Source organism: Nonomuraea sp. B19D2 (assembly GCF_040137845.1).
Lineage (GTDB): Bacteria > Actinomycetota > Actinomycetes > Streptosporangiales > Streptosporangiaceae > Nonomuraea.
The window spans coordinates 1-21,367 of record NZ_JBEFAK010000025.1; the positions used below are offsets into that span (position 1 = coordinate 1).

The following is a 21,367-nucleotide window of genomic DNA, read 5'->3' on the forward strand; positions in this document are numbered from 1 at the left end:
TTCGTCCCCTTCGTGTTGATGTGAGCGAATCGAAGGATTACGGAGTGGCCGTCTCTTGTCACATGGATCTCACCCGTACCAGTCCAAGGGCTTGATCACCCGCACACCATCTCCCTGGACGTGAACCGTCGCCCGACGTCATCACCGCCCGGTTCTACAAGTCGATGTTCGCGAGCGACTCGAACTGCTCGACCGCCTGTTCAACCCGGTAGCCAGGCCAACGGATCATCGCCGAGCCCGGCCGACTCCGTCGCCGCGCAGTTGACGCCATGCCGCGATGTCGGCTAGTTGTCCATCATGTCGCTTGGCCTGTGTGGGCCCGGCCCATATGGACCCGGCCCAGGTGGGCCTGGCCGGTCCCATCCTCCACAGGGCATACTCGATTCCCCGAACCAGTCGGCCAGGTAGCGCCGCATCTGGAACATCTCAGTGTGCTGGGTGTCGCGTACCTTGGCGGCGAAGTTGGCGACCTCGGCATGCTCGGCCCGCCCGGACGCCAGCAACTGCTGCGACATCATGATCGCCGCCATGTGGTGTGGAATCATGTCCTGCAGGAACGTCTCATCGAGCGCATCACCGGACAGCCTGGACAGGTCGCGCATCATCGGCCGGTAATCGCGCGCCGCCGGATGCCTCGGATACCACTTGGCCAGCCAGCTCTTCATGGTGGCGATCTCGGCGTTTTGGGTCGTGACGATCGAGGCGCCCAGGGCGCGCATCTGAGGTCGGCTCGAGCGCTGCAGCTGCCCAGCCGCGGCCACTGCTTCTTCGTGATGGGCCACCATCTGGGGCAGATAGCCGGCCTCGTCGCTGACGTACACGTCATCGACCCAGTTGCACGGCCCCATGGCCCCCCGGGGAGTCGGTGAGGCGGCCGGCTGCCACGTGGCGACGACCTGCGACGTAGTGTCGGCCACAGCGTTGGCAATGCCGGTCACCGTGGCCGCGGTCGCCAGCACCGCCCCGGTCGCGATGGCCGCTAGTGCGGCACGTTTCATGCCGACCTCCGCACCTTGTGGATTCTTCATCACCTTCCCAGCCTGAAAGTGGTCGATGGGGGCAGGCCAGGGCCAGTCGACCCTTATGACCAGGACCAACGTCCTCCGCCGGAGGGTCAGCCCGCGAGGTCACTGAAGAACCATTCGGCGGGATCGGCTGAAAGTCCCGATGAAGCGAGGACCTCCGGACCTACCCGTACCCGATTCGCACGATCATCCTTGAGGCAGACATCCGCCGAGGTGCGACAGTGATCCCCATCCCCACGGCGCGCCTTGCCCGGCAGCGGATCATTGGCAGTGGTCGGCAGTCACAACTCCACAGCCACAGTGACTGTGAGCCGGGCCAGACCGCATGGCCGCACCCGGCGGGTGTCTTTGCCTCTGCCACGTCGTGTTGCACATCGTTTCCGCCTGGCAGATACCGGCATTCTCGCCGTACGCCGTCGCCTACAGCAGCCTGATCGCGGATCTCATTCGGCAGGAGGCCCACGCAGTGCAGCAGCGCATCACTCCCTGGCGCGAGAGGAACTCCGATCTCGTCATCACCGACGAGCAGCCGTGCGAGCACCCGGTCAAAGCGCTGATCGACGCGGCTCGGACGGCCGATCTGGTTGTGGTGGGCTCCCGCGGGCTCGGCGGCTTCGCCTCGGCGGTGCTCGGCTCGGTCAGTCACGGCGTGCTGCACCACGTGACCTGCCCGGTCGCCGTCGTGCGGCCACACGCGAAGGAGGAGCCATGACCGTCGAAGCACTGACCGCCGAGCGGGTGATGAGCCGCGTTCTGGTGGTCGTCAAGCCGGACGAGTCACCGTTGATGGCCTGGGAGCTGATGCGCCGCGCCGACGTGCATCACCTGCCGGTCGTCGACGGGCGTCACGTACTGGGCATCTTGACGCGCGAGCAGGTGGCGGCGTCCTGGTCCGGCGGGCCGCAGGAGCAGTCCAACCGCCAGGTCCGGACGATGCTGAGGTCCGAGCGCCGGCCGGTCGTCGGGCCGGAGACTCCGTTGGCCCGGGTCGCGGCGGCGATGCTCAACGCCGAGTGCGACGCTCTGCCTGTGGTCGACACGGACGGATTGATCGGCATGGTCACGGCCCGCGACGTGCTGATGGCCGTCGCCGGACGGCTCCGGCCAGCCAAAGGGGTCGGTGAAGTCGTCACCGGGATGTTCCACCTCGAACCCGTCCTGCCCCATCAGACCAGATAGGAGTCGCACGATGGACGCGCTGGTCGTCTACGAATCCATGTACGGCAACACCAAGCAGATCGCCGAGGCCATGGCCGAAGGGCTGGCCTCGCGGATGCTGGCCATGGTGGTCGAGGTCGGCTCCGCGCCTTCGGAGATGGGACAGGAGGTCGGGCTGCTCGTAGTGGGCGCGCCGACGCACGCCTTCTCCATGAGCCGGGCCTCCACCCGTCAGTCCGCCGCCCAGCAGGCCACCGCGTCGCTGGTCTCCCGCGGGAAGGGCGCGCGTGAATGGCTGGCCACGCCGCATACGTTCTCGGCCGCGTTAGGCTCGGCCGCCTTCGACACGCGCATCGGCAGGCCGCGCATTTCTGGCTCGGCCGCGCGCCACCCTGCTGCTCAGCATGGTAGGCGGATGCGCATTGAGCTCGGTCGGCGAGGAGTGCACGGGCAAGGGCGGGCCGTACCTGAGCTTGGCGAGCATGCTGGGGCGCTGTGGCTGACCCAGCCTTCACCTGAACGCCCCCCGCTCCAAGAGCGCGCCGAAGGTCCTCTTGAGAGGGGGCCTTCCGCTCGCGCGTGCCCGCCACCGCGAATGATCTGGTGGGGGCATGGACACTACTATCCACGCCCAGGCCGGGCTCGCCGACGACGAGGTGGTGCGGCTGCTTGCCGAGCACGGCCGCAACGAGCTGCCCGAGCCGCGGCGGCCGTCTCTGCCGCTGCGGGCCGCGTAGGCACCTTCGGCCCCTATCCGTACACGACCCCGCGCGACGATCCTGAAGCCGGACACCCACCAAGGTGCGACAGAGATTCCACTCCTGAGAGAGCCCTGCCCGAGGTGGTACCTGAGCTGAACGGCCGGCTGGACCGCATCGCGATCCGGCTGCAGGTCGAGGACGATTCGATCATCGGCCTGTCCGCCAAGCTCGGAACCGGACGCGCGAACGCGGTAGTCGATACGGCGCCATGTCCCGACCAGCTCGCATATGGGGAGCTACGGGCATACCACGTCCGACAGCAGACTTCTCAGAGGCCATGGATTCGGCGGCCGGTGATCTGGTGCGGGACGATGCGGATGTACAACTGACGCTCGCCGCCCGCCCACGGGGTGACGCCGGCGTCGGCGACCTTTCCCACCTCGTCCTCCGGCACGTGGTGGGCGGGGCCTTGGACGAGGACGCTCCAGCCCGCCCGCTGGGCTTCGTCGATCCGATCCACCTGGAAGCCGATCTTGATGTCCACGCCTTCCACGCCGGTGCGCAGGTCTTGGTCCATGGGACCGCCGTGGGCCGTGCGGAAGACGATGGCACCCTCATGCAGCTTGTAGTTCACGGGCAGCACCGTGGGCCCGTCCGGACTGTTGAACGCCACCCGGCCGATGCCGCCAGGCGCGACCAGCCGCAGACACTCCTCGGGCTCGAGAACCTCCAGTGCCGGATCGGCCGCGGCGGGACCAGGGCCGGGTGGGCGATCGCGCCCGCCGCCCAGCAGGTCCTGGACCGTGGTCTCCAGAGCGGCGGCCAGGCGAGTCACCGTACCCATGTCGGGCATGTCCAGATGGCTTTCCAGGTACTGGACGTATCCGGTGGACATGTTCGCTCGGTCGGCGACCTGCTCGAGGGTGAGGCCGAGCCGGTCTCGGTGATAGCTGATGCGACGTCCGAAGTCACCACTGCCGGTCATGGGCGGGTCCTTCCCTTGGCTGATAGTGCTCATGAAGCTACCCATGTGGTCCCCAAGCAGGCAGGGCCCTTCGTCCCTGACGCGACCGACCTCCGGCCCTGCTGGGGACCGAGGCAAGCGCGGTCCGATGGAGGTGACGAAGGAGGACACGCCATGATCATCGTAGGAGTGGACGGCTCCGTGGCCGCGCGGGCCGCGGTGGAGTGGGCCGCCAAGGACGCGTTCCGCATGCGGGTGCCGCTGCGGCTCGTGCACGCCGTGGATCGCTCGCCGTACCAGGTCAGCAAATTCCCCAACGCCGCCATACCGGATGCGCTGCTGAGCGAGGGGCAGCGGATCCTGCGTGAGGCCGAGGCGCTTGTCCGCGAGCGCCAGCCCACCGTGGAGGTCGGGACGCGGGACATCGAGGGCGCGCCTGCCGAGGTTCTGCGCGAACAGGCCGAGGACGCCACAGAGATCGTGGTCGGCAGCCGCGGGCGGGGCGGGCTCGCCGGCGCGCTGCTTGGCTCGGTCAGTACGCACGTGGCCGGCCACGTGCGCTGTCCTGTCGTGGTGGTTCGGGGCGAACATCGGCCGACGTATGGAGAGATCGTGGTCGGGGTGGACGACTCGCCGGAGTGCGAGCCCGCGCTGGTCTACGCCTTCGAGCAGGCGAGGCTTCGAGGGAGCGCGCTGCGGGTGCTGCATGCCTGGCAGGTGCCGGTGCACGCCTTCGCTCCGGAGGCCTCCTACGACATGGACGAGGTCCGTACGGCGCAGCATCAGGTCGTCCGCGACCGGCTGGCCGTCTTCAGCAGGGACTACCCGGAAGTGAGGCTGGTCGAGGACGTCCAGTCGGCGGATCCGGTGAACGCGCTCACCGACGCGTCCGAACGAGCGGACCTGCTGGTGGTGGGTTCACACGGCCGCGGCGCCCTCGGCTCGATGGTGCTCGGCTCCGTCAGTCGAGGCGTTCTGCACCACGCCCACTGCCCAGTGGCGGTCGTCCGCGCGTAACCACCGCTGGTCATGACCTTGGTCACCGACATCGGGGACATTGGCCACTGCTGGGCGAGGCCGCACTCGGGCACCGTGAGAGTGGAGGTGGATTTCATGTCGATCGAAGTCAAGGACATCATGGGCCGCGTGGCCATCGCCGTGCTGAAGGATGCCTCATTCGCGGAGATCGTGGAGGCGATGAAGCGGTTCGGGGTGGGCGCGGTCACCGTGATCGACGCGGACCGGCGGCCGGTGGGTGTGGTCTCCGAGGACGACCTGCTGCTCAAGGAGACCGACACGGCACGGTACAGCGTGCCGATAATCGAGTCCCGCAGGCGGCGGCTGGAGCACCAGAAGGCCGCCGGGGTGACGGCGGCTCAGCTCATGACGTCGCCGGCGCTCACCATCACGCCGGACACCCCCGTACGGGACGCGGCCCGGCTGATGCACGCCAAGCGCATCAAGCAGCTGCCCGTGATCGACGTGGTCTCCGGACGGATCATCGGCACCCTGCACCGGCACGATGTGTTGCGCGTCTTCACCCGTCCGACCGAGGAGTTGGATGCGGACATCAGGGCCGTGCTTCCGAATCCCGAGGCGTTCACGATCGAGATCGACCAGGGCGTGGTGAGAATCAGCGGCGGGGTCGAGTGGAAATCACAGGCCGTCGTCTTGACGGAACGGATCCGGGTGATCGAGGGCGTTGTGGACGTCAAGTCCGCGGTGACCTTCGACAAGGATGACCTCCTCATCGTCCCCTCGGGGATGTAGGAGGCTCTCGTGGACGCGGCATGGCGGATCGACGTCACACGGGATCGTCCAAGGTGTCAGATTCGGGCCGCAGGACCGAAAGGAACGAAGGTCTCGAAGTCGCACGTGCCCAAAGTCCTCTTTCGCGGGCCTTTCGGCGCTTGGCGCGCTTCACCATCGACGATGCGCTGTTCCGATGAGCGATGGGCCAGCACGGCAGAGCCCGGCTGACACGGATTGGGACCTTTCGAGCGTGTCACGGTGGCCCGGCTCAGTCGAAGGGCGTCGGCCGGCATCGTGACCTTGATCGGTCACCGTCCAGGGCTGGTGTCATGGTGTTCGAGGTGGGCGTCCGGCCCTGGATAGACAAGGGCCTACCTCTCCGAAGGGCGGAACGCTGGTTGGGCCATCGTCACACCGCACGGTGCAGCCGCGTCCAAGGCCTGGATACGGATGGCTACCCGCGAGCCGAACAGGCCCCGTCCCACTCGGCGCCGTCCGCGCCAACGTGCACCTCGTGGTCTGGGGTGCGGGTGTCCGGGCTGGACGGCGCTTAAGCAGAGCTGAGGCGTCCGTCTGGGCGCCGTGGTCAGGGCTGTGTGCGGCCGCGCCCGTGGTCGACCGCGTACGCGGTGAAGACTTCCGTCGGTGTTCCGCCGGTGTGGAGGAAGCGCTGGTCAAGGATGGCGGCAAGGTCTTGCAGCGCGCCGGCGAGCAGATCGCTGGTCAGGCGCACGTCCGGCCGCTGGGCAGCCTTTCCGCGCTCGGCGAGGTCATCGGCGTAGCCGATCGTGGCCGCCAGGGACGAGTGGTCTTCGCCGTCATGGAAGTAGTACGCCTCGGCGTACTGAGTGAAGTCGATCCGCACACGCGCCACGTCGGTGGCCAGACTTTCCAGCAGTGTGGCGCCCACGATGGAGTCGAGCTGCTGGAGGGACGGGTCCGAGCGTTGGAGAAGCGCCAACCGGACCGCCAGGACCCTACGGCGGGCCAGCGCCGGGTAGATCTCGAGCACCCAGGTGACCGTGGCCGTCAGGAGGACGAAACCGACGAGAGCCTCCAGCGGCGAGACCAGACGAAGCCAGCCCTCGGCGGGCGCGATGTCCCCCAGCCCAAGGGTGGCGACGATGACGAGCGAGAGGTAGACGGAGTCGAGCAGCGCCGGCTGCTGCGCCGCCGTTGAACCAGGCGTGAAGGTGAACGACTCCGGCATGTGGGGCCAGTAGACGATGGCCCAGCCCAGGATGATGACGGCGGCCCACGTGCCGACCACCGTCACCATGGCGAGCGGCCCCACGAGCCCCACCACGCGCCTGCGCGCACGGACATGCCGGGCCAGTCTCCACAGCGCCGCCATGACGAATCGGCTGAGACCGCCGTGACGAGTGGGGTGCCAGAGCGTATGGAACAAGTCCCGCAGAGCGGCCATGATCACCCCGGCCCCTACCAGCGAGACCAACCAGTCCATACAACGTCTCCCACGAGCCCTGTTCCGTGAAGTGGCCTGGGCAGCTCAGGCAGCGAGGGCCCCAGCTCCTGTCGCCCGTCACTCCGTTCTCGCAGCCTAAGCCGAAAAACAGCACCGCAGAGCGCCGAATCGCCGCACTCCCAAGCTGCTGCCGGCAGCCGCGTGACCGCCCTCGGCTTCGGCGGCCAAGCGTGACCTCCGCACAGATCAACGGCGCGCTCAAGCAGGCACGACGGCGTAGCACATCCTGCGGAGAGTCGTGGAGCCGTCCATGACGGTCGCCGGATCAGCGGAAGGAGTCATACCCGTACCGACCCGGCATCCCGCAAGAACTCATCGGCTGAGCCCGAGGCAGGCGACTACCCACCACGACCTCGCCGGCCGACACGGACGTTGACGACACCCGCGGTCCAACGCCCGGCGAGACCCGCGTCGAGCCCTTGGCCGCATGAACACCGCCACGCCTTACACGCTGAACTGCTGCGATCTCGCTTGCGCCGGCCGTCCACGCCGCCCGCCCCGGCGCGATCCGCGCCCTGCTGCTGGAGGACGTCGGCCTGGGCAATCGTCGACTCACCATCGCCGGACGCCCCCGACCGATCGACGACTTCACCCACCAGATCCTGCTCGAATGGCTGGACCGCCGCCGCACCCACTGGCCCAGCACCGCCAACCCGCACCTGCTCATCAACCAGATGAGCGCCCACGGAACGGGCCCGATCAGCACCATCCACTTCGCCAAGACCCGACTACGTGGCCAAGCCGCGACCCTCGAGCGCCTGCGCGTCGACCGGCAACTCGAAGAAGCCCTCACGCACGGCCCCGACCCGCTCCACCTCGCCGCCGTCCTCGGCCTGGACCCCAAGACCGCCATCCGCTACGCCGAGAATACCCAGGAAGACCGGCATGTCCGGCCCTAGAGTAATCATGGGATGATCGCGGTCATCCGGTGGCGAGTGCTTCTAGGCTGAGGTCGTCGGCCGGAGGAGTTCTTCGCCGCGTTGCCAGGAGCGGAGCCAATTGGCGCGGGCCGCCGCCGCGGCGGCGGCGGAGTCGCCGGCGCGGAGGGCCTCCAAGAGGACGCGGTGTTCCTCGTTGGCCTCCTCATGTATCCGGACATATCCCCAAATGTGGCGCTCGATGCGGCGGAGCTGCTCGTCGAGGGACTCCAGCACCTCGATCAGCACCGGATTTCCGGCCCTGCGGTAGTAAACCCGATGGAACTCCTCATCGAGGGTGCTCAGCCGGTCGGGCGCGCTCGTATGGGTCAGGGCGTCGAGCAGGCCCTCCATCAGGTGTAGATCGCTCTCGGTCATCAGCGGCGCCGCGAGCTCGGCGGCCAGCGCGTCGAGTGTCGCGCCGACCTGGAACAGATGGGGAGCCCTGCCCAGAGGTAGCGCGGCCACTCTGGTCATGCGGCTGGCGCTGGCCTCCACCAGGCCCTCCTGGCCGAGCCGGATGAGGGCTTCGCGCACGGGTGTGCGGCTCACACCGAGGAACTGCGCGATCTCCACGTCGCGGACGACCTCGTCCGGCTGGAGGACCCCGTTGAGTATCCAGCTGCGCAGCTCTTCGTACGCGAACTGCTGGGCGCTCGTGTAGGGCCGGGATGACTTCACCTGAGGCAGGGGCACGCCGCAAATATATCGGTATCAAGCGCTCGACGCGACTCCCCTTGACCTCGGCCACTGCCGGAAAACAGCCCCTTGCCAGGAAAAGGCCAACCGATATACTGCGTCTCCATCCCACACAAGCTCCGGTGATCCCCCCGGCCGACACGGCCGCCGCCGGAGCGGCGTCCGGGTCCGTACGGGTAGTCCTCGTGGGTTGTGGAGAAGGAAGGCGCGACGGTGAAACCTCAGACTAGACTCACCGCATTTGCACTGGTAGGACTGCTGGCTGCGGGATGTTCCGGCGGCTCCGGCGCGGCGTCTCAGGCCGCGGGGAGGGGTGGCGGCGTGCTGCGGATCGGCACGACCTTCACCTGCAACTCGATCAACCCGTTCGCCTCCACCGGCACGACGTGCGCGATGATCTTCCGGTACAACTACCCGTTCCTCGCCCAGTACACCGGTTCAGGCGCCGTGGAAGGCGATCTCGCGACGAAGTGGACCGCCAGCGCCGACAAGCTCACCTGGACGTTCGACCTGCGTCCTGGCGCCAAGTGGTCGGACGGCAAGCCGCTCACCGCCGCCGACGTGGCCTTCACCATCAACACGATCGTGAAATATCGCAAGGGTCCGACCGCTTCCGAAGCCTCGTCGGTGAAGAACGTCAAGGCCGCTTCGGCGGCCTCCCCGGAGCAGGTCGTGATCACCTATGAGAAGCCGACCGCCAACGTGCTGGGCCGCCTGGCGAAGGTCCCCGTGCTGCCCGCCCACGTGTGGGAGAAGTACGCGACGGGCGACGGCATGCAGCTTAAGCAGGCGCCCAACCCCGCACCGCTGGTCACGGGTGGACCGTTCCGGCTCGGCAAGTACTCCAAGGACCAGATCGCGCTGATGGAGCCGAACCCGAACTGGTACGGGGACAAACCCAAGCTGGGCGGCTTCGGCCTGCAGTTCTTCACCAGCCCCGACGCGATGGTGAACGCGCTGAAGACCGGGCAGATCGACTACGCGGCGCCCTTGCCGATCACCGCCGCGAAACCGGTCGAGCAGGCCGGCTTCACCGTGTCGCGGCAGCCGGGCTTCCGCTTCCATGACCTCATCATCAACCAGAGCCCGCATCAGAAGGCCCACCCCGAGCTCAGGAACGCGAAGGTACGTGAGGCCTTCGAGCACGCCGTCGACCGCAAGCGGATCATCGAGGTCGCCTATCTCGGGTACGGCACGCCGGGCAGTTCCATCGTGCCGCCCGCGAGCGGCGACTGGTACAACCCGTCGGTCAAGCCCGTGGACTTCGACCTCACCCGCGCGGCCGCCCTGCTCGACGAGGCCGGTTACCGCCCCGGCCCGGACGGCATCCGGGTCGCGGACGGCAAGCCGATGTCGTACGAGGTGATCATCCCCGACGTCGAGGGCGGCGAGGGCGAGCGCGCCCTGCAGATCGTCAGCGAGGACCTCAAGAAGATCGGCGTCCAGCTCAAACCGCGACCGGCCGACAACGCCACCGCCTTCGACCAGCTGACCGGCCCGGACAAGAAGTACGAACAGTTCACCCTCTCCCAGTGGGGCTGGATCGCCCAGCGCGACCCCGACTTCCTGCTCAACGGCATGACCTGCGAGCAATGGGGAAGCTGGAACGACTCCGGCTACTGCGACAAGGCCTACGACGAGCTCTACGACCAGCAGGCCAGCGCCGTGGACGACAAGGAGCGCAAGGAGCTCGTCTGGCGGATGCAGCAGATGGTCTACGACGCCCGGCCGTACATCGTCACCCACTACGACGACGTCGTCGAGGGGCACGCCAAGAAGTGGACCGGGTTCGGCGACTCCCCGCTCGGCATCCTCGACTCCCAGTCCCGCTACGGGCTCATGTCCGCGACGGCCGCTTCCTGATGTCAGGCACCAGCCACCTGGTCAGGCGCCTGCTGGCAACCCTGGTGACCGTGTACGCGGTGGTGACGCTCAACTTCCTGCTGTTCCGCGTGCTGCCGGGAGACGCCGTGGCGAACCTGTCACGCGTCCCCGGCGGCTCGCCGGAGCTCAGCGCGGCACTGCGCCAGCAGTTCGGCCTCGACCAGCCGCTCTGGGAGCAGTACTGGATCTACCTCGGCCGCCTCGCCCAAGGCGACCTCGGCGTCTCGTTCGCCACGCAGGAGAAGGTGGGCGACCGCCTGGTGGAGGCCTTCGCCAACACGCTGCCACTCGTCACCGCCGGTCTCCTCCTCGCGCTGCTGATCGGTCTGATCACCGGCGCGCTGGCGGCCTGGTACCGCGGCGGCTGGGTCGACCGGCTGAGCACCAACACCGCCATCGCCTTCTACTCCGTCCCCACACACTTCCTCGGGCTGCTGCTGATCCTGCTGCTGGGCGGATATCTGCCCGCGCAGGGCATGTACGACGAGTTCCTGATCGACCCCACCTGGGGCGAGCGGCTCGCCGACCTGGCCAGGCACATGGCCCTGCCCGCGCTCACCATCGCGCTCATCGTGTTCGGCCAGTACACGCTGGTGGTGCGCTCCTCGATGATGGAGACGCTGGGCGACGACCACGTGCTGACGGCCAGGGCGCTCGGCGCCGGCCCGGCGCGCACGCTGGCCAGGCACGTGCTGCCGAACGCCATGCTGCCCATCACCACGCTCGTCGCCCTGTCGCTCGGCGGTCTCATCGGCGGATCGATCCTGGTGGAGACCGTCTTCTCCTGGCCGGGCGTGGGCCGGGCGATGTACGAGGCAGTGGTCCAGCGCGACTATCCGATGCTGCAAGGAGTGTTCCTCGTGCTCACCGTCTCCGTGGTCACCCTCAACCTCCTGGCGGACCTGCTCTACGTCCGGCTCGATCCGCGGGTGGCCCGATGAAGCGCCTGCGCGCCAACCCGCGTGCCGCCGCGGGCGCGGGCATGCTCGTGCTGCTCACGCTGGTCGCGCTGCTGGCCGGGTGGCTGGCGCCGCACGATCCGGCACTGCAGGTGGGCCCGGTCTTCGGCCCGCCCGGCCTGGCGCATCCACTCGGCCTCGACGACGGCGGCCACGACGTGCTCAGCCTCCTGCTGTACGGCACGCGGCCGACGCTGTTCATCGGTGCCGCGGCCGCGCTGGTGGCGGTCGTGGTCGGCGGCTGCGTCGGCGTGGTGGCCGGCTACTTCGGCGGCTGGATCGACGGCCTGCTCATGCGGATCACCGACTACGCCATCGTGATCCCCGCCCTGCCGCTGGGCATCGTCATCGCGGCCGTGTGGGGAAGCAGCCTGGGCCACCTCGTCGTGGTGATCGCGTTGCTGCTGTGGACGTCCACGGCCCGTGTCGTCAGGGCGGAGACCGCCTCGCTCAGGAACCGGCCGCACATCCGGCGGATCCTCGGGCTCGGCGCGAGCCACCTCCGCGTGATCACGCGGTTTCTGGTGCCTCAGCTGGCCCCGCTGCTGAGCGCGATGGCCGCGCTCACAATCGCACTGGCGATCTTCACCGAGACCGCGCTCACCTTCCTCGGGCTGGGCGACCCCGACACCGTCACCTGGGGAACCATGATCCGCTTCGCGTTCCAGCGCACGGCGATGACGCAGGGGGCCTGGTGGGCCTTCGCGCCGCCCGGCGTCGCCATCTCGCTCGTCGTCATGTGCTGCTACTGGGTGTCCCAGTCGATCGAGGACACCCTGAACCCCCGGCTCAAGGTCGCGCACGTGGCCCGCAAGTATTTCCAGGTGGTGCCCCGATGAGCAGCCTGATCGGCGTTCGCGACCTGGTCGTGGAGTTCTCCTCCGGAGTGCGCGCCGTACGCTCCGTCAGCCTCGACCTCGCCCCGGGAGAGCGGCTCGCGCTCGTCGGCGAGTCCGGCTGCGGCAAGACCACGACGATGCTGGCCATGATGGGCCTGCTGCCCGCCGGCGCCACCGTCTCCGGCCAAGTGCTGCTGGACGGCAAGGACATCCTCGCCGGCGGCGAGGCGACGATGCGCCCGCACCGCTGGAGCGACATCGCGATGGTCTTCCAAGGGGCCATGAACGCCCTCAACCCGGTACGCCGGGTGGGCGCCCAGATCGTCGAGGCCGTACGCATCCACGGCGGCTCCCGGCAGGACGGCAAACTCCGTGCCCGCGAGGTGCTCGACCTCGTCGGCCTGCCGAAGGACACGAGCTCCCGCTACCCGCACGAGCTGTCCGGCGGCCAGCGACAGCGCGCCGTCATCGCTCTCGCGCTGGCCTGCCAGCCGAGGATCCTGCTGGCCGACGAGCCGACCACGGCCCTGGACGTGATCGTGCAGGACCAGATCGTCACCCTGCTCAGGCAGCTCAGCGACTCACTCGGGCTGGCCGTGGTGCTGGTCACGCACGACCTCGCCCTCGTGCCGCACCTGTGCGATCGGGCCGCCGTCATGTACGCGGGCACGATCGTGGAGAGCGGGCCCTGCGCGGACATCGTGCGCCGGCCACGCCATCCGTACACCCGGCGGCTGGTGGAGGCCACGCCCGACCTGGCCGGACGGCGGCCGCTGACCTCGATCCCCGGCGCGCCGCCCCGGCTCGACCTGCCCCTGACCGGCTGCGCCTTCCAGCCGCGCTGCGCCGAAGCGCTGGAGAGCTGCGCGGGCAGCGCACCGCCGCTGACCGACCTGGGCGGCGGCCGGACCCGCGCCTGCCATCTCCTGGAGGTGACGGCATGAGTTTGGTAGCCGAAGACGTCCTGGTCAGATACGGCGCGCGGCGGTCGGTCGCGGACGCGCTGCGGCGCCGCCCGCCGCAGGCTGTGCCCGCGGTTGACGGGGTACGGCTGTCGCTGGACAAGGGCACCATCCTCGCGCTGGTCGGTGAGTCCGGATCGGGCAAGAGCACGCTGGCCCGGTGTCTGGTGCGGATGCAGCAGCTGGCCGGCGGTCGGGTGACGGCCGACGGCGTCGACCTGACCGCTCTGCGTGGCGGGCAGCTCAAGGCGTTCCGCCGCCGCGTTCAGATGATCTTCCAGGACCCGTACGAATCCCTGGTCCCGCGCCAGTGCGTCCGGGACATCGTCGCCGAAGGGCTGGCCATCCACGGAGTCCCGCGAGCCGAGCGCGACGAACGCGTCGACGCCGCCCTCGCGGCGGTCGGGCTCACGCCGGTGGAGTCGTTCCTCGACCGGCGGCCCTTCGAGCTGTCGGGAGGGCAGCGGCAACGCGTCGCCATCGCCGGCAGCCTCGTCCTCGAACCCGACTACCTGATCGCCGACGAGCCGGTCTCCATGCTGGACGTCTCGGTCAGGGCCGGGGTGCTCAAGCTGTTCGACGAGCTGCGCAGAACCCGGGAGCTGGGCATCCTGCTCATCACCCATGACCTCGCGACAGCCGTACACGTCGCCGACCACATCGCCGTCATGCACCGCGGCCGGATCGTGGAGCAGGGGCCGGCCACGCAGGTGACCCAGAGCCCGGCTCACTCCTACACCCGCGCGCTGCTCGCGGCCACCCCTGACCTCAGCTTCGAATGAACGGGAGATCCATGCGAGTCGCCCTGGCCCAGATGTCCTCAGGACCAGACCGGGACGCCAATGTCCACGACATGCTGGCCTGCCTCGGCAAGGCCGCGGACCTCGGCGCGGAGCTGGTCCTGCTCCCCGAGGCGTGCGCCTACCGGGGCGCGCCCGCGCCCGACCTCGTGGAGGACCGCGACGGGCCCACGCTGTCGCAGCTCCGTGCGGCGGCGGCGAGGCACGGCATCGCCGTCCTGGTCGGCGGGCTGTGGCTGGCCTCGGAGAACCCCGGCAGACCGTACAACGCCGCCGTCTTCATCGACCCGTCCGGGCACATCGCGGCGGAGTACCGCAAGGTGCACCTGTTCCGGCTCCAGACCGCGGACGTGAGCGAGGACGAGGGCACCTACACCACGCCCGGTGAACAACTCGTCAACGTGTCCTACCGCGGGCTCACCTTCGGCCTGTCGATCTGCTACGACCTGCGCTTCCCCGAGCTCTACCGGGCGCTGGCCCGCTCCGGCGCCGACGTGCTGTGCGTGCCGTCCAACTTCTCCGCGGTCACCGGCGCGGTGCACTGGGAGCCGCTGCTGCGCGCGCGGGCGATCGAGAACCTCTCCTACGTCCTGGCCCCGGCCCAGGAAGGCGTCAGCGACGACGGGTTCGCAACCTTCGGCCACTCCATGGCGATCGACCCTTGGGGACGGGTGCTGGCCTGCGCCGAGAACGGGACGGAGCTGATCACGGTCGACCTCGACGCGGGAGCGCTCGCCCGCGCGCGGGCCGCCCTCAACGCGCCGCACGAGGCGGTGCCGTCGGTATACGGCCGGCCGGTGGCGCTGGAGCAGGTCCATGGCTGAGCCGGCGACGGCGGTGCGCGTGCCGCGGAGCCTGCACCACTTCGCCCACGATCCCGGGCTGCCCCCGGTGTTCGAGGTGAGCAGCGGGACGAGCCTCGTCTTCGAGACGCTCGACTGCTTCTCCAACCGGATCGACTCCCCGCAGCAGCGCTTCCGCACCGAGGCCGAGCTGCTGACGGTCATCGGCGCGTTCAACCCCGTGTCCGGCCCCGTCGCCATCCCCGAGGCGCAGCCGGGCGACGCGCTGGCCGTCACGGTGCACGACATCCGGCTCGGCCCGTACGCGGTGACTCTCATCCATGACCTCCCCGACGTGGACGCGCCGCTCGGCGACACCCGCATCTGCCCCATCGACGGCGACACCGTGTGGTTCCCCACCTCGCGGGGACCGCTGGCGCTCCCGGCCCGGCCGATGGTCGGCTCGCTCGGCGTGGCCCCCGCGAGGGACCCCTTCTCCTCGCTGCTGTCCCACCCGAGATGCGGCGGCAACATGGACTGCCAGGCCCTGCGGGCGGGCAGTGTGCTCGTGCTGCCGGTGGAGGTGCCCGGCGCGCTGCTGTCCCTGGGGGACGTGCACGCGCTGATGGGCGACGCCGAGATCACCGGCACCGCCCTGGAGACCAGCGCCGACGTCACCGTCACGGTCGACGTGCGGCAGGGCACGGGGGCGGCCATGACCGCGCCCCACCTCGACGAGCCGCACCGGATCGGCGCGGTCGGCTGCGCCCACGGGGTCGGCGTGGACGACAACCTCCGCTCGGCGATGGGCGAGCTGCGCCGCCGGTTGACCGCCGAGTACGGTTACCTGCCGGCGGAGGCCTATGAGCTGCTGGGCGCGGTCGCGGAGGTCACGGTGAACCAATGCGTGCACGGCGGCTGGTCATCCGTGCACGTGGCCGTGCCACGCTACGCTCTGCCGCCGCACATATCCACCTCTGACTGATACGAGCGATCATGCACCAACCGCGCGAACTCTCCGTGTACGACATCGGCCGCACCCCGCTGTACGCCTCCCAGTACGACCAGAGGTTCTCCTACTGCCTGTACGTCCCCGACGACTACCGGATCGACGCCGACACGGTCTACTCGCTCGCGGTGCTGGTCCACGGAACCGAGCGGGACGTCCAGTCGTACCGGGACTCCTTCACCGACTTCGGCCAGGCGAACAACTGCATCGTGCTCGCCCCCCTCTTCCCCGTCGGCATCCCTGACCCTGGCGAGTTCGACGGCTACAAGTACCTCCAACACCGCGGCATCCGCTTCGACCAGGTCCTCCTCGCCATGGTCGAGGAGATCTCCGCTGTCTACCGCGTCGACAGCCGGCGCTTCCTCCTCTTCGGCTACTCCGGAGGCGGCCAGTACGCCCACCGCTTCGCCTACCTGCATCCCGAACGCGTCCGCGCGGTGTCGATCGGCGCACCCGGCGCGGTCACCCTCCTCGACGAGACTCTGCGCTGGCCGGCGGGCATCGCAGGCGCCGAGGAAGCGATGGGCAGGAGGGTGGATCCCGCGGCCCTGGGCTCGACGGCGATGCACCTGGTGATCGGCGCCGAGGACACCCAGACCCACGTGAACAACGTCCCGCCAGGACATCCCGCCTGGATCGAGGGGGTGAACGACGAGGGCATCCCCCGCACCATGCGGATGCTCGCCCTCAAACGCAGCCTGGAACAGCACGGCATCCCCGTCCGGTACGACGTGGTCCCCGGCGTCGGGCACTACGGGCCCGGCGTGATCAGCCGGGTCAAAGCCTTCTTCCACCACGTCATCACCGTCGACGCGGACCGGCCGCGTCCGCAGTCCGCAGTGCCAGACTCTCGAGGGTGACCTCGGGCTTTCGCGGCTACCAGGTCCTGGCCGGCCGCGGGCTGGCTGATGGTCGGGGGTTTGGTGATGGACAAGCGGCTTGCGAGGTCAGCCGCGGCGGCGAGCCGGTTGAGCTGAGCCCTCATGAGTTCGCGCTGCTGCGGTTGTTGATGCGCACGCCGGATCGTGTGCTCACTGCGGCGCAGATCCTTGACGGAGTCTGGTCCTATGACTTCGGAAGCCGGGCCAGCGTGGGGCGTGGCGGAGGGGCGTAGCCGTTCTCGGACGGTGAACGCGGCGCGAACGACAGGTGAGCAGCGCGCTCCAGGCGTCGACCGTGGAGTGCGGCATCGCAAGCCGATATCGGTTTCGTCATAAGCTGGAGGGGGCGATGACGTCAAGTCAAGGCGGGGAGGGTCGATGCGGGAGTTCCTGCGCGGGGCGGTGCGGCTGCACATCCTGCACCACGCGGCCGAGCAGGACATTCACGGGGCATGGATGACCGAGGAGCTCAAACAGCATGGCTATGCCATCAGCCCCGGCACGCTGTATCCGACGCTGCACCGGCTGGAGGCCGACGGGCTGCTCGTCTCCCACCAGGAAGTGGTCGACGGCCGGGTACGTCGGGTGTACCGGGCCACCGAGGCGGGGCGGGCGGCGCTGGCTCAGGACCGTGCCGCGCTGGCGGAACTGGCCCGCGAGGTGCTGCCCGAGGCCGACCGGCCACCAGGCGTCGCGTAAGCGCACTCCTCGAGCCGATCCCAGGACAGAGGAAAGCAGGCGTAGGCGCGGATGCCGCCGTCAGCGCGCTGCTGCCGGGTACGCCCGGTTCGCCGGGTGACGGCGCTGCAGGATGGCGTCCAGCGACAAGCGTCCGGCGCCCACAGTGAGCAGGAAGGTGCTGCCGCACAGCATCGCCAGGTCGGTACGCGACTCGTGGGCAAAATCCCACCAGCCCTGCTCATCGGCGAACAGGGCGGAGCTCCCCCATAGGATCGGCACCTTGGTCAAAGCCAGCGCGACGACCATGTCGACGATCATCGGCAGGGCGGCGAGCCGGGTCAGCAGCCCGGCCAGCAGCAGCACCCCGCAGGCGATCTCGAACACGCCGACCAGGGCGGCGACGAAACCCGGCATGGGAAATCCGATCGCCTGGAACCTGCCGGCGCCGAGATCGCCGGGGAACAGGAACTTCTGTACCCCTTCGGAGGCGAAGATCGCCCCCACATACAGCCGGATCCACGCCACCGCGCCAGGCGCGCGCGTGCGGACCAGCCGCCACCACATGTCGTTCACCCGGGTCTTCATCGCCCTCCTCGTCTTCCGTCCGTGCATCCCCGTGGAACGGTGATGCGGCAGCTACGCAGCAGCTCGGTCGCGCCGATCGAGGCCTTGCGGGAGCAGTGGCATGGTCTCCATCACCCGGCCAACGTCCTCGGTGCCGGAGGCCTGGTCAGCCATGAGATCTCCCCTGTTTGCGCTGGACATGGTGCCCGCCTGGACCCTCGTACCCCGATATCGGCCCCCGATGCCAAGCGTCAGACCAAGGTTCGCTATCGTCATCCGATATCGATATGCGTTTATCTGTGGCCAGATGTCCCGGCGGCCGTACCGAGCCCTGAAGGTCACACCACGCCACGCCACGGGAGAGACGACAACGGTGGATGAGCACCACGCCGGCACTCCGGCAGGCCCTCCCGGTCACGACCGGGAACGTGAGCCAGGCTCGCGCTGGCGGACGACCGGGGAAGTCGCGCTGCTGTTCCTCAAGCTCGGCACGATCGCCTTCGGCGGCCCGGCCGCGCACACCGCCATGATGCGCGATGAGCTGGTGCGCCGCCGCGGCTGGGTCAGCGACCAACGGTTCGTGGACCTGATGGGCGCCACCAACCTCATCCCCGGCCCCAACTCCACCGAACTGGCCATCCACCTCGGCTACGATCGGGCCCGCTGGCGCGGCCTGATCGCCGCCGGGGTGTGCTTCATCCTCCCGGCCGCGCTCATCGTCACCGCACTGGCCTGGGCGTATGTCACCTACGGCAGCACGCCGGCGGCTGGGGGCGTGTTGTACGGCGTCGTCCCCGTGGTGATCGCGATCATCGCGCATGCCCTGTTCGGCCTGCTCCGCACCGTCATCAAAAACGTCTGGCTCGGCGCGCTCGCGGTCGCCGCGCTGGCCGCCTACCTGCTGGGCGTCAACGAGCTGCTGGTGCTGGCCGCCGGCGCGCTGCTGGCCGTCGCAGCCCGCGCCGTGCACCGCCCGGACCGGCTGCAGGGCGTGCTGGCCGCCCCATGGCTCACCCTCGGCGGCTCCCCGCTCTTCCCTGATCCGACGGGCGGCCAGCTCGCTCAGCTGTTCGGCACCATGCTGAAGATCGGTTCCGTGCTGTACGGCAGCGGGTACGTGCTGCTGGCCTTCCTGCGCGGCGACTTCGTCGACCGGCTCGGCTGGATCACCAACCAGCAGCTCATCGACGCCATCTCCATCGGCCAGGTCACCCCCGGCCCGGTGTTCACCACCGCCACCTTCCTCGGCTACCTCATCGCCGGACCGATCGGCGCTTTCCTGGCCACCGTGGCCATCTTCCTGCCCTCGTTCGTCTTCGTCGGCCTGCTCACCAAGCTCACCGATTGGCTGCGCTCCCGCGCGTGGACCTCCGCCCTGCTGGACGGCGTGAACGGCGCCGCGCTCGCCCTCATGGCCGGGGTGTCGTTCCAGCTCGGCCGAACCGCGATCATCGACCCGCTCACCGCGGTCATCGCGCTGGCCACGCTCGGGCTGCTGTGGAAGACCCGCCTCAACAACGCCTACCTCATCGCCGCCGGCGCCGCCATCGGCCTGGCCCACACCCTGCTCACCTAACCGGTGCATCCCCGTCGCGGGAGATCCTGTCTCCGTCCGCACCGAACTGCCCGCGACCCGTTTCTGCCAGTTGTGTGGCGCTGAACTCCTCTGACGCTCCCTGGCCGAATGCGGAGAAGGACAAAAGGGCTCTCGTAAGCATCCGATCATGGGCCGGACCGCCGGGAGGCTGAACCGGCCATGGACAAACCCACAGGCCGTCGATATGGCGTTCACCATCAGGGACAAGCGGCCGGCATGGCCTGGATGAGCGGCCACGGGCACGGCGCACCCGCGATCACGCCCGGCACAATGCCCGGCATGGCCATGCCGCAGGAACTGGCCACGCCGCAGGGCCGCCCAGGGCACGCGGGCCGAGATCCGGTGACTTGCCTTCTGCCCGGGCAGCCCGCGGGTCCCGGGTCCATGTCGACGTAGTATCCGCCGAATATCCAACACATTTGCCTGACCAGGAACTGCTGGTCCGCCCGTGGCTGGTGCTAGTGCCTCGGTGGCGTCGTCGTGTTCGCGAAGGCCCCTTTACGAGGATGGATTCGTACCAGAAAGACCAAGGTTTCGGGTAACTGTCGAGTTTGGCAGATGCAAGTCTTCGCGACATAGGGTTTGAAGAACTCTTCAATTAGCGACATTATGGGATCGCTGGTTCCCTGGATCGGGAGGCGCAGGTGGAGGACTTCGCGGGCAGTATGCGGCGCAGGCTGCGCGAAGCACGCCAGGCACTGCAGGCCGCCATGGAATCGGGCGACGCCTACGAGATGCAGGTTCGGTCCGCCGACCTGGAGGATATTCTGCGCTTGGCTGCGGAGCATGGGATCGCGGTAGATGGCGAGCGTGGGGCCTGATGCCGGTTCCGCTGTATCAGGCGAAGGCGGAGTTCTTTCGCACGCTGGGGCATCCGGTAAGGATTCAGGTGCTGATGCTTTTGCAGAGGGGGCCTTTGTCGGTGCGGGACATGCTCACCTCGATCGAGGTGGAGCCGTCCAACATGTCCCAGCAGTTGGCGGTGCTGCGCAGGGCGGGCATCGTGACCGCCAGTCGTGAGGGCAGCACTGTCATCTATGCCTTGAGCAGCACGGATGTGGCTGATCTGTTGCAGGCTGCGCGGCGGATCCTGACCGACATGATCGCCGGTCAGGGTGAGCTGCTGGCCGAGCTGCGCCGCGCGGATACACACCCTCCGCGGCCCGGATGACTCCTGCGAGATGTTCGGTACATGAGCACGGAGCAAGGAGTCATTGTGGCGGGTTTGTGGCGAAAAATCAGGAATACAGGGCGGGTGGCGGAGCCCACGCCGGAGCGCACAGAAACGGGCAGCAAGGCCCCGGAGCTGGGCGGGTCAGTCCAGATCCGGCATGTGGATGCGGGCTCATGTAACGGATGTGAGGTGGAGATCGCCTCGGCATTCGGCCCTGTTTATGACGCGGAACGCTACGGGGCGCGGCTGGTGGCCTCCCCACGGCACGCCGACGCTCTCATTGTCACCGGGCCTGTGACGCGCAACATGGAGGTGGCGCTGCGCCGCACATATGAGGCGGTGCCCGAGCCACGCATGGTGGTCGCGCTGGGTGACTGTGCCAGGAACTGCGGGGTGTTCGCGGGTGCCTATGGGGTGGCCGGCGCGGTCGCGGATGTGGTTCCGGTGGATGTCGAGGTGCCGGGCTGCCCGCCGCGGCCTGAGGCGATCGTCGAGGCTTTGCGCGGGTTGACCGGCCGATGACGGGTTCTCTG

Annotated in this window: 25 protein-coding genes and 1 pseudogene; 21 read left to right on the forward strand and 5 right to left on the reverse strand. The window is 68.8% G+C overall.

Going from position 1 to position 21,367, the window contains the following annotated elements; all coding sequences use genetic code 11:
• Window positions 1-284: 284 nt before the first annotated feature.
• Window positions 285-998, reverse strand: coding sequence for a DUF305 domain-containing protein (locus ABN273_RS35895; protein WP_349453555.1), 714 nt, complete (start codon window positions 996-998; stop codon window positions 285-287).
• Window positions 999-1,350: 352 nt separating this feature from the next.
• Between ABN273_RS35895 and ABN273_RS35900 the strand changes: the two genes are divergently transcribed.
• The 4 genes and pseudogenes from ABN273_RS35900 to ABN273_RS35915 all read left to right on the forward strand — a co-directional run bounded on the left by ABN273_RS35900 (window position 1,351) and on the right by ABN273_RS35915 (window position 2,920).
• Window positions 1,351-1,737, forward strand: a complete 387-nt coding sequence (locus ABN273_RS35900; RefSeq protein WP_349453556.1) for a universal stress protein — start codon at window positions 1,351-1,353, stop codon at window positions 1,735-1,737.
• A complete protein-coding gene (locus ABN273_RS35905; RefSeq protein WP_349453557.1) occupies window positions 1,734-2,204 on the forward strand; it encodes a CBS domain-containing protein in 471 nt (156 codons plus the stop codon). Before ABN273_RS35900 ends, ABN273_RS35905 begins: the two co-directional genes overlap by 4 nt.
• A 10-nt stretch (window positions 2,205-2,214) precedes the next feature.
• Window positions 2,215-2,373: pseudogene (locus ABN273_RS35910) on the forward strand (flavodoxin family protein); the annotation flags it as partial.
• A gap of 421 nt (window positions 2,374-2,794) precedes the next feature.
• Window positions 2,795-2,920, forward strand: coding sequence for a cation-transporting P-type ATPase (locus ABN273_RS35915; protein WP_349453558.1), 126 nt, complete (start codon window positions 2,795-2,797; stop codon window positions 2,918-2,920).
• 292 nt (window positions 2,921-3,212) lie between these two features.
• On the opposite strand, the gene ABN273_RS35920 is transcribed toward ABN273_RS35915, so the two are convergent.
• Window positions 3,213-3,869: a pyridoxamine 5'-phosphate oxidase family protein gene (locus ABN273_RS35920; protein ID WP_349453559.1), complete on the reverse strand. Its 657-nt coding sequence runs from the start codon at window positions 3,867-3,869 to the stop codon at window positions 3,213-3,215.
• Window positions 3,870-4,022: 153 nt separating this feature from the next.
• Here ABN273_RS35920 and ABN273_RS35925 point away from each other — a divergent pair, with 153 nt between their 5' ends.
• Together ABN273_RS35925 and ABN273_RS35930 are read left to right on the forward strand one after the other, a co-directional pair.
• Entirely contained in the window at window positions 4,023-4,865 is an 843-nt protein-coding gene (locus tag ABN273_RS35925; RefSeq protein WP_349453560.1) for a universal stress protein, read from the forward strand.
• Between the two features lie 96 nt (window positions 4,866-4,961).
• Window positions 4,962-5,618 (forward strand): CBS domain-containing protein, encoded by a 657-nt coding sequence (locus tag ABN273_RS35930; RefSeq protein ID WP_349453561.1) that lies wholly within the window; start codon window positions 4,962-4,964, stop codon window positions 5,616-5,618.
• A 568-nt stretch (window positions 5,619-6,186) separates the two neighbouring features.
• Here ABN273_RS35930 and ABN273_RS35935 read toward each other — a convergent pair.
• Window positions 6,187-7,065 (reverse strand): potassium channel family protein, encoded by an 879-nt coding sequence (locus ABN273_RS35935; protein WP_349453562.1) that lies wholly within the window; start codon window positions 7,063-7,065, stop codon window positions 6,187-6,189.
• Between the two features lie 695 nt (window positions 7,066-7,760).
• Between ABN273_RS35935 and ABN273_RS35940 the strand changes: the two genes are divergently transcribed.
• Window positions 7,761-7,985: a hypothetical protein gene (locus tag ABN273_RS35940; protein WP_349453563.1), complete on the forward strand. Its 225-nt coding sequence runs from the start codon at window positions 7,761-7,763 to the stop codon at window positions 7,983-7,985.
• A 42-nt stretch (window positions 7,986-8,027) separates the two neighbouring features.
• Here the strand turns inward: ABN273_RS35940 and ABN273_RS35945 are convergent, their stop codons facing one another.
• Window positions 8,028-8,699, reverse strand: a complete 672-nt coding sequence (locus ABN273_RS35945; protein WP_349453564.1) for a GntR family transcriptional regulator — start codon at window positions 8,697-8,699, stop codon at window positions 8,028-8,030.
• Window positions 8,700-9,023: 324 nt separating this feature from the next.
• On the opposite strand from ABN273_RS35945, the gene ABN273_RS35950 reads away from it, so the two are divergent.
• From ABN273_RS35950 to ABN273_RS35995, 10 genes are all read left to right on the forward strand, one after another.
• Window positions 9,024-10,565: an ABC transporter substrate-binding protein gene (locus ABN273_RS35950; protein ID WP_349453565.1), complete on the forward strand. Its 1,542-nt coding sequence runs from the start codon at window positions 9,024-9,026 to the stop codon at window positions 10,563-10,565.
• Window positions 10,565-11,527: an ABC transporter permease gene (locus tag ABN273_RS35955; protein ID WP_349453566.1), complete on the forward strand. Its 963-nt coding sequence runs from the start codon at window positions 10,565-10,567 to the stop codon at window positions 11,525-11,527. Before ABN273_RS35950 ends, ABN273_RS35955 begins: the two co-directional genes overlap by 1 nt.
• Window positions 11,524-12,384 (forward strand): ABC transporter permease, encoded by an 861-nt coding sequence (locus ABN273_RS35960; protein WP_349453567.1) that lies wholly within the window; start codon window positions 11,524-11,526, stop codon window positions 12,382-12,384. The genes ABN273_RS35955 and ABN273_RS35960 overlap by 4 nt, the downstream gene beginning before the upstream one ends.
• Entirely contained in the window at window positions 12,381-13,328 is a 948-nt protein-coding gene (locus ABN273_RS35965) for an ABC transporter ATP-binding protein (protein WP_349453568.1), read from the forward strand. Before ABN273_RS35960 ends, ABN273_RS35965 begins: the two co-directional genes overlap by 4 nt.
• Complete coding sequence (locus ABN273_RS35970) at window positions 13,325-14,128, forward strand: ABC transporter ATP-binding protein (RefSeq protein ID WP_349453569.1); 804 nt, start codon at window positions 13,325-13,327, stop codon at window positions 14,126-14,128. Before ABN273_RS35965 ends, ABN273_RS35970 begins: the two co-directional genes overlap by 4 nt.
• A gap of 11 nt (window positions 14,129-14,139) precedes the next feature.
• Window positions 14,140-14,970 (forward strand): carbon-nitrogen hydrolase family protein, encoded by an 831-nt coding sequence (locus ABN273_RS35975; protein WP_349453570.1) that lies wholly within the window; start codon window positions 14,140-14,142, stop codon window positions 14,968-14,970.
• Window positions 14,963-15,913, forward strand: coding sequence for an acetamidase/formamidase family protein (locus ABN273_RS35980; protein ID WP_349453571.1), 951 nt, complete (start codon window positions 14,963-14,965; stop codon window positions 15,911-15,913). Before ABN273_RS35975 ends, ABN273_RS35980 begins: the two co-directional genes overlap by 8 nt.
• A gap of 11 nt (window positions 15,914-15,924) precedes the next feature.
• Window positions 15,925-16,797 (forward strand): hypothetical protein, encoded by an 873-nt coding sequence (locus ABN273_RS35985; RefSeq protein WP_349453572.1) that lies wholly within the window; start codon window positions 15,925-15,927, stop codon window positions 16,795-16,797.
• On the forward strand, window positions 16,794-17,051 hold the full coding sequence (locus tag ABN273_RS35990) for a winged helix-turn-helix domain-containing protein (protein ID WP_349453573.1): 258 nt from the start codon (window positions 16,794-16,796) through the stop codon (window positions 17,049-17,051). The genes ABN273_RS35985 and ABN273_RS35990 overlap by 4 nt, the downstream gene beginning before the upstream one ends.
• Window positions 17,052-17,196: 145 nt before the next feature.
• Window positions 17,197-17,517, forward strand: a complete 321-nt coding sequence (locus tag ABN273_RS35995; RefSeq protein WP_349453574.1) for an Rv3488 family transcriptional regulator — start codon at window positions 17,197-17,199, stop codon at window positions 17,515-17,517.
• A gap of 60 nt (window positions 17,518-17,577) precedes the next feature.
• Here the strand turns inward: ABN273_RS35995 and ABN273_RS36000 are convergent, their stop codons facing one another.
• The gene (locus tag ABN273_RS36000; RefSeq protein WP_349453575.1) at window positions 17,578-18,084 is read right to left on the reverse strand and encodes a DoxX family protein; all 507 of its coding nucleotides are present in this window, start codon (window positions 18,082-18,084) and stop codon (window positions 17,578-17,580) included.
• 352 nt (window positions 18,085-18,436) lie between these two features.
• On the opposite strand from ABN273_RS36000, the gene chrA reads away from it, so the two are divergent.
• From chrA to ABN273_RS36020, 4 genes are all read left to right on the forward strand, one after another.
• Entirely contained in the window at window positions 18,437-19,639 is a 1,203-nt protein-coding gene (gene chrA, locus ABN273_RS36005; RefSeq protein WP_349453576.1) for a chromate efflux transporter, read from the forward strand.
• 665 nt (window positions 19,640-20,304) lie between these two features.
• Entirely contained in the window at window positions 20,305-20,481 is a 177-nt protein-coding gene (locus ABN273_RS36010) for a hypothetical protein (RefSeq protein WP_349453577.1), read from the forward strand.
• Entirely contained in the window at window positions 20,481-20,831 is a 351-nt protein-coding gene (locus tag ABN273_RS36015; protein ID WP_349453578.1) for an ArsR/SmtB family transcription factor, read from the forward strand. The genes ABN273_RS36010 and ABN273_RS36015 overlap by 1 nt, the downstream gene beginning before the upstream one ends.
• Before the next feature lie 21 nt (window positions 20,832-20,852).
• Window positions 20,853-21,356 (forward strand): NADH-quinone oxidoreductase subunit B family protein, encoded by a 504-nt coding sequence (locus ABN273_RS36020; RefSeq protein ID WP_349453579.1) that lies wholly within the window; start codon window positions 20,853-20,855, stop codon window positions 21,354-21,356.
• Window positions 21,357-21,367: the final 11 nt, after the last annotated feature.